This window comes from Arthrobacter sp. UCD-GKA (assembly GCF_001863355.1).
Taxonomy (GTDB): Bacteria; Actinomycetota; Actinomycetes; order Actinomycetales; family Micrococcaceae; genus Paeniglutamicibacter.
Genome location: NZ_MOLR01000001.1, coordinates 174,749 through 187,166 on the forward strand (window position 1 = coordinate 174,749; position 12,418 = coordinate 187,166).

Genomic DNA, 12,418 nt, shown 5'->3' on the forward strand with positions numbered 1-12,418 from the left:
CGTGTTCTTCTCAGCCAATGATGGGCCTCTCTTCGGGGAAGTGGTAGAGCTGGTTGCGTTGGCGCAGGGTCAGCGCCGCCGCCAGGGTAATCGTACCGATTCGGCCGGCAAACATCAGTGCCGAGAGCACGTACTTGCCCGCCGGCGGCAATTCTCCCGACAGGTTGGTGCTCAGCCCCACGGTCGCGAAGGCCGAGATCGACTCGAACAGCGCCCGGGAGAGCGAGGTGCCGGAAATCGCCAGCAGCGAGGCGGTCGCCAGCATCACCAGCGTGGCGCCCAGCACGATGACCGAGATGGCCACGCGCATGGTGCCCTCGGGGATGCGCCGGCCGAAGGCGCGCACGTCGGTGTCGCCGCGGGCCTCGGCGAAGATCGCCAGGAACATCACCGCGATGGTGGTGACCTTGATGCCGCCGGCCGTGGAGGCCGAGCCGCCGCCGGCGAACATCAGCGCGTTGGACAGCAGCATCGTCACCTGGTGCATCTCGCCCTGCTCCACCAGCGAAAAGCCGCCCGAGCGGGTCATCACCGAGGCGAAGACAGAGTGGATGACCTTGTCGCCGTCGGACATGTAGCCGATGGTGTCGGGGTTGGTCCATTCGGCCGCCGCCCACAGCAGCGCCCCGGCCACCAGCAGCATCGAGGTGACCAGCAGGGTCAGCTTGGCGTGCAGCGACCACTTGCGGGTGTTGAAGCGGTGGGCCAGCAGCACCATCAGCACCGGGAATCCCAGCGAGCCCAGGAAGACCCCGAGCATCAGCGGGACCAGGATCCACAGGTCGGTTTCGTAGGGGACCAGGCCGTCGGAGTGCGGGGTGAACCCGGCGTTGTTGAAGGAGGAGATGGAGTAGAAGATCCCGTGCCACACGGCCTCGCCCACCGGCTCGCCCAGGATGAGGAAGCGCGGGATGAGCATCAGGGCCAGCGCGACCTCGATGGCGACCGAGGTGGTGATCACGATGCGCAGCAGCGAACCGACCTCGCCCAGGGTGGAGGCCGCGGAGGTGTTCATGGAGTTCTGTGCCATCAGCTTCCCGCGCACGCCCAGCCGCTTGGACACCGCCAGGGAGAGCACCGAGGCCAGGGTCAGGATGCCCAGGCCGCCGACGAACACCGCGATGATCATCACCAGCTGGCCGAAGAAGGACCAGTGGGTGGCGGTGGAGACGACGGTGAGCCCGGTGACGCAGACCGCGGAGACCGCGGTGAACAAGGCGTCGTAAAAGGCCGTGGGTTCGCCGTTTGCCGAGGACACCGGCAGTGCCAGCACGGAGGTGAACAGCGAGATGACGATGACGAAGGTGAACAGGGCCAGGCGCGCGGGGGAGCGGACGGTGAAATCCGAGACCAGCGCCCGCCACTGGCCCACGCGCGTGCGCCATCTGGCCGGCGCGCCGGATTCGGCGCCGGCCCGTCGTGCTGGTTCGGAAAAGGGAGGCGTTCCCATGTGTATAGCTCGGCTCCAAGACGTGGACATCTTCGGTGCGGAAGCCCTGCCCCGCAAGCTCCCACAATAAACCATGCCGCCACGGGTTCCGCCGGGGAACGGCGCGACGCGCGGCCACGGGGCCCCGGCGCGGGGAAACGCATCCCCTCATCCGGGTTCGCCGGTGGCGTCCTCGCGGCGGTCCGGCCGGAAGGAACAGGTGTCCTTGCGCACACCCGCCCGGCGGATCGCGTAGCCTAAGTGTGTGTTTGCCGTAAATGCGCCCGTGCCCCCGACCCAGGTGATCTGGAGCGAGCAGATGATGGCCTACCGCTTCAGCGAGACCCATCCGATGCACCCGCTCCGGCTCGAGCTCACCGCCCGGCTCTGCGCGGACCTGGGACTCTTCGACCGTGCCAACCTCACTCTGGTTGAGCCCGAAGTCGCCACCGACGAGCAGCTGGCCGCGGTGCACGATCCGGCCTACATCGCCGCGGTCCACGAGGTCAGCGCCCATCCCGAGGTGCCCGACGAGGCCCGCGGGCTGGGCACCGAGGACAACCCCGCCTATGCCGGGATCCACGAGGCCAGCGCCCGGCTGGCCGGGGGGTCGCTGGGCGCCGCCGAGGCCATCCTGGGCGAGCGGGCCCTGCACGTGGTGAACTTCGGCGGCGGCATGCACCATGCCTCCGCATCCAAGGCCAGCGGCTTTTGCATCTACAACGACGCCGCCCTGGCGATCCAGCGACTGCTGGACGGCGGCGTGAAAAAGGTCATGTACGTCGACGTGGACGCGCACCACGGGGACGGGACCCAGGCCATTTTCTGGAACGACCCGCGGGTCATGACCATTTCCATCCACGAATCCGGGATGACGCTGTTCCCGGGCACCGGGTATGCCAACGAGATCGGCGGGCCCGATGCGCAGGGCACCGCGGTGAACGTGGCGGTGCCAGCGCGCACCACCGATGCCGCCTGGCTGCGCGCCTTCCACGCGGTCGTCCCGCAGCTGGCAGCGGCCTTCGCCCCGGAGGTCATCGTCTCGCAGCACGGCTGCGACGGGCACCGTGACGACGATTTGTCCAACCTGCGCCTGACCATCGACGCCCAGCGGCAAAACGCGCTGGACATCGCCGAGCTGGCGGCCCGGCACTGCGACGGCCGCTGGATCGCCACCGGCGGCGGGGGCTACAACACCGCCTCTGTGGTGCCGCGGGCCTGGAGCCACCTGGTGGCCGTCGCCTCGGGCAAGCCGGTGCCGCTGGCCACCCCCGTGCCGCGACAGTGGCGCGACTACGTGCTGGGGCGCTACGGGGTCCGCACCCCCGAGTCCATGGGCGACAACGCCGAGCTGTGGTGGCGGTCCTGGGAGGTCGGCTACGACCCGGCGGATCCGGTGGACCGCACCATCATGGCCACGCGCAAGGAGATCTTCCCGCTTTTCGGGCTGGACCCCTGGTTCGATTAGGGCAGCCCAAGATGCCAACGCGCGTATATGCGGATAGGGTTATGCGGTGGCTCATGATGATATTTTCTCCGCACTGGCAGACCCCACCCGGCGCCGGTTGCTCGAGGCCCTGCGCGAGGATTCGTGCTCGGTCGGTTCCCTGGTCGAGGCGCTGGGTGTTTCCCAGCCGACCGTATCCAAGCACCTGAAGGTGTTGCGCGAAGCCGGGTTGGTCTCCATGCGCGCCGACGGGCAGCGCCGCTACTACGCCCTGGAACCCGCGACGTTCCTGGAACTGGAGACCTGGCTGCACCGCTACCTGCCCCCGGCGCCGGCCTTGGCCCTGGTTCCGGAGCACTACCCGGAGCAGGCTGCCGGATCCCACGAGGTCGCCATCCAGGCGACGGTGGCGGCCGCGCAACTGGGCCGCACCGTCGGCCGCGGCCTGGAACAGGTCACCGGCCGCGCCCAGGATTTCCTCGAACGTTTCCCCAAGCCGAAGTTCGGCAGAAAGCGGTAGCCAGCCCCCGTATGGTGCTGCGGCATCGTACCGCGTCAGGCAAAAACGTTACGCGGGCGTGGTTCCATGATTACGCCCGGGTTGTGCCCGCGGGCGCTGCGCGTGTCATTCTCTAAGGCGGGGCAGCGTCGCCAGTCATGGCGGTAGCGTGCCCTCGTGCCTGCCCCAAGTGATGAGGAGATAAGACTTGGACCAGCAACTTGCGACCATTCGCGACGAAGTGTTCCGTCGCAACCCCGGTGAAGCGGAATTCCACCAGGCGGTGACCGAGGTTTTCGAAAGCCTTGAAGCGGTTTCGCGCAAGCGTCCCGAATATGCCGAAGCGGCCATCCTGCAGCGCTTGTGCGAGCCGGAGCGCCAGATCATCTTCCGTGTCCCGTGGACCGACGATGAAGGCCGCGTGCAGATCAACCGCGGTTTCCGTGTGGAATTCAACTCCGCGCTGGGCCCGTACAAGGGCGGGCTGCGCTTCCACCCCTCGGTGTACCTGGGCATCGTGAAGTTCCTGGGCTTCGAGCAGATCTTCAAGAACTCGCTCACCGGCATGCCGATCGGCGGCGGCAAGGGCGGTTCCGACTTCGATCCGCGCGGCAAGTCCGACTCCGAGGTCATGCGCTTCTGCCAGTCGTTCATGACGGAGCTGTACCGGCACATCGGCGAGTACACCGACGTGCCGGCCGGTGACATCGGCGTCGGCGGCCGTGAAATCGGCTACCTGTTCGGCCAGTACAAGCGCATCACCAACCGCTACGAATCCGGTGTGCTCACCGGCAAGGGCATCAGCTGGGGCGGCTCCCTGGTGCGTCCCGAGGCCACCGGCTTTGGTGCGGTGATCTTTACCCAGGAAATGCTCAAGTCCCGCGGCACGAGCTTTGACGGCCAGCGCGTCGTCGTTTCCGGTTCGGGCAACGTGGCCATCAACGCCATCGACAAGGCCCAGAGCCTCGGAGCCCGCGTCTTGACGGCCTCGGATTCCTCCGGCTACATCCTCGACGAGCGCGGCATCGACATCGAACTGCTTCGCCAGATCAAGGAAGTCGAACGCGGACGCATCAGCGAGTACGCCGAGCGCGCCAAGTCCAAGAGGGTGCACTATGTCGAGGGCGGCAACGTCTGGGACGTGGATGCCACCGTGGCGCTGCCCTGCGCCACGCAGAACGAGCTGGACGCCAAGCACGCCAAGCGCCTGATCTCCGCAGGTGTCCTGGCCGTGGCCGAGGGCGCCAACATGCCCTGCACCGCCGCGGCAACCTCGCTCTTCCAGGACGCCGGGGTGCTCTTTGCCCCGGGCAAGGCGGCCAACGCCGGCGGCGTGGCCACCTCGGCACTGGAAATGCAGCAGAACGCGAGCCGCGACTCGTGGAGCTTTGCGCACACCGAGGCCCGCCTGACCGAGATCATGGTCGGCATCCACGACCGTTGCGCCTCGACCGCCGACGAGTACGGGGTCCCGGGCAACTACGTGGCCGGCGCCAACATCGCAGGCTTCGTCAAGGTCGCCGACGCCATGCTGGCCCAGGGCTTGATCTAGCAAGCACCGCAGCAGCCGTCGCACGCGACACCAAGGCGGGGGCCGGCAAGCATGAACCCAAGGGGTTCTGCTTGCCGACCCCCGCCTTTGCGTGTTTGAGACGTTTTGTTTCAGCGGGTCTCGGTGCCGGGTTTGCCGATTTCGACGGGCCGGGGGTACATTTCCATCATGACTAATCGTTGGTATGCGTATTTTGTGTCGGCTCTGGAGGGGCCTAAGACGCGATAATTTCGCATACCCACCTTCAGAGCCGACAAGGGCCGCAAGCTATTGCTTGCCGGCCCTTCGCTATTTCCAAGATAGCGGCCCTGGAGGATTACGGAGACGTGTCAGCGGGGGCCGCATTGAAACCAATGGGCCCCGCGAAGACGCGCGGGGCAGAAACCGAAAGGCCCCCAGCCATGAGCATCGCAGCCGCCACCGAGACGCAGCAACGCGCCAACACCAATGAACGCGTGTTGGGCATCACCGAACTTCCCACCCCCGCCGAGATGCTCGCCGAACTTCCCGTGGGCGACGCCCAGGGATACCGGATCATGCGGGCCCGGCAGGAAGTCCGCGCCGTGCTCTCCGGGCTCGATGAGCGCCTGCTGGTCATCATCGGCCCCTGCTCCATCCACGACCCGGTTGCGGGGCTTGAATACGCCACCAGGCTCGCCGCAGCGGCCAAGGAGCACGAGGGGGAGCTGCTGGTGGTGATGCGCAGCTACTTCGAAAAGCCGCGGACCACCGTGGGCTGGAAGGGCCTGGTCAACGACCCCCACCTGGATGGCAGCCACGACATGGCCGCCGGACTGCGTGCCGCGCGCGAGTTCATGCTGGCAGCCAGCAACCTGGGGCTGCCGCTGGCCACCGAATTCCTGGAACCGCTCAGTGCCCAGTACCTCGCCGACGTGATCAGCTGGGGAGCCATCGGTGCCCGCACCACCGAAAGCCAGACCCACCGCCAACTGGTTTCGGGTCTGTCGATGCCCGTGGGCTTCAAGAACGGCACCGACGGATCGGTGCAGGTCGCGATCGACGCCTGCCAGGCCGCCGGTGCGCCGCAGTCGTTCATGGGAATCAGTGACGAGGGACGCACCGCCATCGTGCGGACCGCGGGAAACCAGGACGCCCACCTGATCCTGCGTGGCGGCGCGGACGGTCCCAACTTCGCTCCTGAACCGGTGTCCAAGGCCTCGGCGGCCATGTCAAGCGCCGGCATGAATCCGCGGATGATCGTCGATGCATCCCACGCGAACTCGGGAAAGTCCCACGTGCGCCAGGGCGAGGTCATTGCGGAACTGGCCGCCCGGATCGCCGCGGGTGACCAGAAGATTGCCGGCATCATGGCCGAAAGCTTCCTGGTCCCCGGCTCCCAGAAGCACGATCCGGACACCGTTGCGGAGGGAGCCAACGTGCTCTCGGGGCTGACCTACGGCCAGTCCGTCACCGATGCTTGCATGGGTTGGGACACCAGCGCGGAACTGCTCGAGACCTTGGCCGCTGCGGTGCGTGCGGCACGCTAGGGGTTGCGCACGCTCGTTCGACCCACGACGGGACTATGGCCTACGCATTGTTAGACGTTGCCCAGTTCACATTGGCCCCGCGAGCCACTAAAGTGTGACATAAGAACATAGGGTATCTTGGGGTGTTGGCGTGTGCAAGGAACACTCCCTAGTTGGCGCCAATGCATGACTGCTATGTGAATATTGTCAGGAGAATCAGGGAATGGTCGAATCGCAAAACTTTGCCAACGCGCGTTTCATGACGGTGGCCGAGGTTGCCGAGGTGATGCGCGTGTCAAAGATGACCGTTTACCGCCTCGTTCACGCCGGTGAATTGCCGGCCGTTCGATTCGGTCGTTCCTACCGGGTACCCGAGAATGCGGTGCAGGAATACCTGCGGGCGGCCGGGTTCGGGCGGAACTCCAGCACCGGCTAGCGCCGACGGTTTTCACGAGTGGTCAGAATCCGCTCTGGAAGCAGGTAATCTGTTAAGGAACGTTTAACGTCCCGTTGGCTATTCTGGTGCTTTGGTGCCGAAGAAGTAGTAGTCGGCAATCGAATCAGTTTGTGAGGAACCATTATGGGCTCTGTTATTAAGAAGCGCCGCAAGCGTATGGCCAAGAAGAAGCACCGTAAATTGCTTCGTAAGACCCGCCACCAGCGTCGTAATAAGAAGTAAATGCCGGCTCCGGGCTTGCCCGGAATCGAGCATGTGAAAAGGTGCGTTTCCCCTTGAACGGGAAGCGCACCTTTTTGCATGCCACGGAAGTCGCCACGGACGCGGCGGATGATCGCTCAGGGGCGGCGGCGAAGTGCTCCAACGCTGCGCCACAAGCCCCAGAGCGCGCCCGAGACCCCGGCAGCCTTCAGCCCAAAGGTCGCGGCCTTGCGCCCGGTCCGGAAATCGTAGACGGGCCAGTTTCGCTCCTTGGCGTGGCGGCGAAGCCTGCCGTCCGGATTGATCGCCACAGGGTGGCCGACCACCTCGAGCAGGGGGATGTCGTTGTGGGAGTCGCTGTACCCCCAGCATTCTGCAAGATCCAGGCCCTCTTCCCGGGCTAGGTTCTGGACCGCGTTGGCCTTCGCTGCCCCGTGCAGGATCTCGCCGACCAGGCGGCCGGTGTAGACGCCCTCGACATGTTCCACGCTGGTTCCAAGCGCGCCGCTGAGACCCAGCCGCCGGGCCATGATTGTGGCAACCTCCAGCGGCGTGGCGGTGACAAGCCAGACCTGGCGCCCGGCGTGCATATGCTGGTCGGCGATGGCCCGGGTGCCGGGCCAGATTTTCGACTCAATGAACTCGTCATAAATTTCATCCCCGAGCGCAACCATGTCTGCCACGGAGAACCCGGAAGCCAGCAAAAGCGCGCGGTCGCGGATGGCGTGGATATCACCGAGGTTTTCTCCCCGGGTCACGAACCGCAGCTGGTGAAGGGCAAACCACGCTACCTCGCGCAAGGTAAAAGCCCGGTGTTGATACATTTTCCGGGCAACCGCATACAGCGATGCGCCACGCATCATGGTGTTGTCGACATCAAAAAAGGCGGCCGAGGTGCTGGAGAGCACCGGCTCCTGCCCAAGGTGGGACACGGGAAAAGGGTTGGAGGGCATCCGCCCAGTGTATTGCAATCTTTTTTCACCGGAGCTGTAGCGTTGGATCATGAGCAGTGTGCAGACCCCGCGAGAGATCAAGTTGTTGGTTCGTTCAGGATGCCATTTGTGCCTTGCCGCGACAAAGACCCTCGATGAGGTCACCAGCAGGCTGGGATACACGTGGCAGAGCGTTGACATCGACGAGGACCCGGAACTCCTGGCCCAGCATTCGGAGGAAGTTCCGGTGCTGTTGGTGGACGGACGGGTGCGGGACTTCTGGGTGATCGATGCCCAGCGACTTGAGTCCTTGCTGGCAGGATAGCGTCGCGGCCAGCGGCAGGCCGCCCGGGTGAAACCCGGTGGCAGTGCGGCGGCCCGGAAGAACCGGTTGGTACGTTATGAAGTCATCCAAGGAATCGAGTCAGAACCCATGCCCATTGAGCACCACCCCGCAGGCAGCGACGTGGACGCTTCCGCTGCAGGCTACCGGATCGCTGAGGACCTCGAGCCCGGCATGGAACAGGGGCGGCCGCATACCGGATCGCTGGGCCGGATCCTTCCGGAAGCGACCCTGGCTCGATTGACGCAGTACCTGCGGGCGCTGAACGCGATGCAGGCCCGCGGTGCGGAACGCACTTCCTCGGGCGTGCTGGCCGCAGAGGCGGGGGTCAACCCCGCCATCCTCCGCAAGGATTTGTCCCTGCTGGGGTCATACGGGACCCGCGGAGTGGGCTACGTGGTGACCGAATTGACCGAACACATTTCCAAGGCCATGGGCCTGATGCAGCATTGGCGTGTTGCCATTATCGGCGCCGGCAACCTGGGCCGGGCGCTATCGGGATATGGCGGGTTCAGAAGCCGAGGATTTGAAATCGTCGCGCTGCTGGATTCCTCACCCGAGGTCATAGGCACCGAGGTGGGGGACCTGCAGGTCCAAGACATTGCCGACCTGGACCAAATCCTTGAAGCCACCGATGCCAACATCGCGGTGCTCTCCGTTCCGGGAGCGGCCGCCCAAGACCTGTGCGACAAGCTGGTGGGCCGTGGCGTGCGCAGCATCCTGAGTTTTGCCCCGGTGGTCCTGCAGGTGCCGTCCGGCGTCAACCTCCGCAAGGTCGATCTGGCCACCGAACTCCAGATCCTGGCCTACCACGCACAGAACCTGGGTTCCTAGACTCCACCGGCCGGACGCCGAAAGGCACCGGTGCCAACAAAAATGGTCCGCGGGGACCAGCCGCAACCGGCTGGTTCCCGCGGACCATTCACAATGAAGGGCGGTTTTTAGCGGTAACCCGCTGCCCGTGCCGCACGGCGGGCGGCAATGTACTGGCTGGCCGGACGCAACCAGGCGAAGACAACGCCAACGACGCCGAGCACGACCGAGAGCAGGATCAGTATTCCGCTTCCGAGGCTCAAGAGCGAGAGCGCTGCAAGGATCGTGGCGAAGATGCGTGCCACGTTGCTTCCCCTGCGGACCATGAACGCAATCAACACGTAGACGCCCAGGAAGATCAAGGCAAAGACAACCGCGGTCGACTGGATCGCCGGAAGCATCCCCACGACGTCGTCCAGGGTCAGACCGGAAGCCTCAAGCTGCTCCGTCATGCCCGGCATGGCGCCGAGTTCGCTGCTCAGCGTTGCCGAGTTCAGGCTAAAGACCGAGGTGACCACGGCGATGGCAAAGACCACACCGGCTGCCAGGATGGCCCAGAACGACGTGTCCAGTTCCTTGGGGCGGTGCGTTGGCATCTGGGGTGCCGCAAAGTTGCCCTGCGGAGGCACCGGGAAGCCGCCAGGGTATGGCTGTTGGCCGTAGGGCGACGGCGCCTGGGGCGGCTGCTGGCCGTAAGGATTGTTGGCGGGCGGCTGCTGGCCGTACGGGTTGGGGTTCTGCCCATAGGGGTTGGGCTGCTGGACGCCATGCTGAGGCGACTGGCCGTAGGGCGGCTGCCCGGCGGCGGTTGGATCCTGCGGCGTGCGCTGCCCGTACTGCGGCGGGTTCGGTTCGCCGGACGGCGGCTTCGGGTTCTGGGGATCATTTTCAGGGGTAGACATAACCTGCTCCTTTTGGTGGAAAACTACGGCTTACCCCTCACGATATAGGGTGCGGTTTCCATTTTGACCCTCCCTAAGGATGGTTTTTCGTAGCGTTTGGACGATTTGTCCAACGGGGTGGCAAAGCCCGGGGCACTTGCAGCGCAGAATACGGCCACACTTGTACAAGTTGTAGAAATTGGAGCCGATTCCTCGTGCTTTCCGGTCGGCGCAAGGGCAAAGTCACGTTTCCGGTTTAGGTATCGGAACAAAGTTTTGAGACACTTAACCCATGTCGACTGCTACCGTTCACCTTCTGCGTCATGGCGAAGTGTATAACCCGGACAGGGTTCTCTACGGTCGGCTGCCGGAGTTCCACCTTTCCGATCTTGGCCACGAAATGGCCGATCGTGCTGCGGAGTACTTCACCGCGCAGCGAAATGCGGGAGCCAACATCACGCATTTGGTCTCCTCCCCGCTCGTTCGGGCGCAGGAAACGGCCGAACCGACTTCCAAGGCGCTGGGCCTGGAAATTGTGACCGATGATCGGATCGTCGAAGCCGCGAACCGCTTCGAGGGACTCTCGCAGATCAAAAACCGGCTGAAGGAACCAAAATACTGGTCCTACGTCGTTAACCCTTTTCGTCCATCCTGGGGGGAGCCCTACCGGGACCAGGTGGCACGAATGATGACCGCCATTGTCGAACACCGCGATCGAGCGGTTGAACTTGGCGGCCGTGGAGCCGAAGCCATATTGGTCAGCCACCAGCTGCCGATCTGGGTCACGCGCCGCTCTGCCGAGGGCCGAGCCCTGTGGCATGACCCGCGGAAACGCGAGTGCACTCTCACCTCCGTGACTAGCCTGGACTTTGAAGGTGAAAGTCTGGTCGCAGTCCGTTATGCAGAACCTAGCGTGGACCTCTTGGCCAACGCTGCGAACATCCCTGGAGCTTGAGATCATGACCGATCCCATCTCGGCCCAAGCACAGCGCTTGGGCCGACGTACATTCTTGCGCGCAGCCCTGATTGGTGCTGCCGTCCTGCCGCTGGCTGCATGCGTCGGCGACGAAGACCCCCTGGCCAAGCAGGCCCGCGAGGGCAACAACAAGAATTACATCGCCGGTGACGGCTCCGTGCAGGAATACGGTCCCGACTCGCGTACGGCCCCGGTGGAGATCCAGGCCGTTTCCTACGACGGAACCAAGATCGACTCTGCCGACTGGGCCGACCAGGCCACCGTCCTGAACTTCTGGTACGCGGCTTGTGCCCCGTGCCGCATCGAAGCCCCGCACATGGTTGAACTCAGCAAGGAGTTCAAGGGCAAGGTCGAATTCATTGGGATCAACGTGCGCGATGAGAAGGAAGCCGCCGAGGCATTCGAGCGCACCTTCGGGATCAAGTACCCCTCGATCCAAGACACCCAGGGTGCAATCCAGCTGGCAATGACCAAATATGTTCCGCTCAAGGCCGTGCCCACCACGCTGGTGCTGGACAAACGTGGCCGGGTCTCGGCACGCATCCTCGGCGTCGCCGAAAAGCCGACGCTCAAGGCCCTGATCAATACGGCTCTGACCGAGTCGTTGTGATCAACCCCGTGCTGGCCGGCGCCTTGATGCTGCCGGCCCAAGGTAACCAGTTTGCCGAGATCGTGCAGGACGGGTCGCTGATTCTCGCTGTCCCCGTGGCCATCCTGGCGGGCCTCGTTTCTTTCCTGTCGCCTTGCGTGCTGCCACTTGTACCGGGCTACCTGGGTTACGTCACCGGTCTTTCCGGCGCCGATCTCGCCGAGCAGAAACGTGGACGGATGGTCGCCGGAATCGGCCTGTTCATCCTCGGATTCACGGTTATCTTCATGCTCGCCGGCGTGCTCTTTTCACAGATCGCCGGATGGATGATCTACAAGGGTGCGTGGGTTACGCAGCTTTTGGGCCTCGTGGTGATCTTCATGGGCATTGTCTTCATGGGGAAGTTCTCCTTCATGCAGCGAGAAGCCAAGATACACCGCAAGCCGCCGGCGGGCCTCTGGGGAGCGCCGGTCCTGGGTCTGACCTTCGGCTTGGGATGGGCACCGTGCATCGGCCCGACGCTGGCCGCCGTGTTGGCGATGAGCTCCGGCGTGGATCCGAATCCGGGCAAGGGCGCGCTGCTGACTTTCTTCTACTGCATGGGATTGGGACTGCCGTTCCTCTTCATCGCCATGGCAATACGCCGCGGCATGGGAGCCATGCAATTTTTCCGTCGACACCAGTTGGCGATCATGCGCTTCGGCGGCGGCATGTTGATTCTTCTGGGAATCCTGATGGCCACTGGCCTGTGGGGTACCTGGGTTACGCAATTGCAGGATTGGTTCACCAATGAGATCAGGTTGCCCATCTAA

Annotated in this window: 14 protein-coding genes; 11 read left to right on the forward strand and 3 right to left on the reverse strand. The window is 64.4% G+C overall.

What is annotated here, in order from left to right; translation table 11 throughout:
• Positions 1-10 precede the first annotated feature (10 nt).
• The gene (locus BLJ79_RS00800) at positions 11-1,450 is read right to left on the reverse strand and encodes a TrkH family potassium uptake protein (protein WP_071212767.1); all 1,440 of its coding nucleotides are present in this window, start codon (positions 1,448-1,450) and stop codon (positions 11-13) included.
• A gap of 298 nt (positions 1,451-1,748) precedes the next feature.
• Here BLJ79_RS00800 and BLJ79_RS00805 point away from each other — a divergent pair, with 298 nt between their 5' ends.
• The 6 genes from BLJ79_RS00805 to BLJ79_RS22220 all read left to right on the forward strand — a co-directional run bounded on the left by BLJ79_RS00805 (position 1,749) and on the right by BLJ79_RS22220 (position 7,093).
• Positions 1,749-2,897: an acetoin utilization protein AcuC gene (locus BLJ79_RS00805; RefSeq protein WP_083410909.1), complete on the forward strand. Its 1,149-nt coding sequence runs from the start codon at positions 1,749-1,751 to the stop codon at positions 2,895-2,897.
• Between the two features lie 46 nt (positions 2,898-2,943).
• Positions 2,944-3,396 (forward strand): ArsR/SmtB family transcription factor, encoded by a 453-nt coding sequence (locus BLJ79_RS00810; RefSeq protein WP_071212769.1) that lies wholly within the window; start codon positions 2,944-2,946, stop codon positions 3,394-3,396.
• A gap of 187 nt (positions 3,397-3,583) precedes the next feature.
• Complete coding sequence (gene gdhA / locus BLJ79_RS00815; RefSeq protein ID WP_071212770.1) at positions 3,584-4,927, forward strand: NADP-specific glutamate dehydrogenase; 1,344 nt, start codon at positions 3,584-3,586, stop codon at positions 4,925-4,927.
• Positions 4,928-5,328: 401 nt separating this feature from the next.
• Positions 5,329-6,435 (forward strand): 3-deoxy-7-phosphoheptulonate synthase, encoded by a 1,107-nt coding sequence (locus BLJ79_RS00820; protein ID WP_071213218.1) that lies wholly within the window; start codon positions 5,329-5,331, stop codon positions 6,433-6,435.
• Positions 6,436-6,637: 202 nt separating this feature from the next.
• Positions 6,638-6,850 carry a helix-turn-helix domain-containing protein gene (locus BLJ79_RS00825; RefSeq protein ID WP_071212771.1) on the forward strand — a complete coding sequence of 71 codons (213 nt, stop codon included), beginning with the start codon at positions 6,638-6,640 and terminating at the stop codon, positions 6,848-6,850.
• A gap of 144 nt (positions 6,851-6,994) precedes the next feature.
• Entirely contained in the window at positions 6,995-7,093 is a 99-nt protein-coding gene (locus BLJ79_RS22220) for a 30S ribosomal protein bS22 (protein WP_003792170.1), read from the forward strand.
• 116 nt (positions 7,094-7,209) lie between these two features.
• Here BLJ79_RS22220 and BLJ79_RS00830 read toward each other — a convergent pair whose 3' ends face one another.
• Positions 7,210-8,025, reverse strand: a complete 816-nt coding sequence (locus tag BLJ79_RS00830) for an HAD family hydrolase (protein WP_071212772.1) — start codon at positions 8,023-8,025, stop codon at positions 7,210-7,212.
• 49 nt (positions 8,026-8,074) lie between these two features.
• Between BLJ79_RS00830 and BLJ79_RS00835 the strand changes: the two genes are divergently transcribed.
• A complete protein-coding gene (locus BLJ79_RS00835) occupies positions 8,075-8,329 on the forward strand; it encodes a glutaredoxin family protein (RefSeq protein ID WP_071212773.1) in 255 nt (84 codons plus the stop codon).
• A gap of 192 nt (positions 8,330-8,521) precedes the next feature.
• Positions 8,522-9,181: a redox-sensing transcriptional repressor Rex gene (locus BLJ79_RS00840; RefSeq protein ID WP_071213219.1), complete on the forward strand. Its 660-nt coding sequence runs from the start codon at positions 8,522-8,524 to the stop codon at positions 9,179-9,181.
• A gap of 107 nt (positions 9,182-9,288) precedes the next feature.
• On the opposite strand, the gene BLJ79_RS00845 is transcribed toward BLJ79_RS00840, so the two are convergent.
• Positions 9,289-10,062 (reverse strand): polyadenylate binding domain-containing protein, encoded by a 774-nt coding sequence (locus tag BLJ79_RS00845; RefSeq protein ID WP_071212774.1) that lies wholly within the window; start codon positions 10,060-10,062, stop codon positions 9,289-9,291.
• Between the two features lie 271 nt (positions 10,063-10,333).
• Here BLJ79_RS00845 and BLJ79_RS00850 point away from each other — a divergent pair, with 271 nt between their 5' ends.
• From BLJ79_RS00850 to BLJ79_RS00860, 3 genes are read left to right on the forward strand one after another with little or no spacing between them, the layout of a single operon-like run.
• Complete coding sequence (locus tag BLJ79_RS00850) at positions 10,334-10,996, forward strand: histidine phosphatase family protein (protein ID WP_071212775.1); 663 nt, start codon at positions 10,334-10,336, stop codon at positions 10,994-10,996.
• Positions 10,997-11,000: 4 nt separating this feature from the next.
• Positions 11,001-11,627 (forward strand): TlpA family protein disulfide reductase, encoded by a 627-nt coding sequence (locus BLJ79_RS00855; RefSeq protein ID WP_071212776.1) that lies wholly within the window; start codon positions 11,001-11,003, stop codon positions 11,625-11,627.
• A gap of 26 nt (positions 11,628-11,653) precedes the next feature.
• Entirely contained in the window at positions 11,654-12,418 is a 765-nt protein-coding gene (locus tag BLJ79_RS00860; RefSeq protein ID WP_071213220.1) for a cytochrome c biogenesis CcdA family protein, read from the forward strand.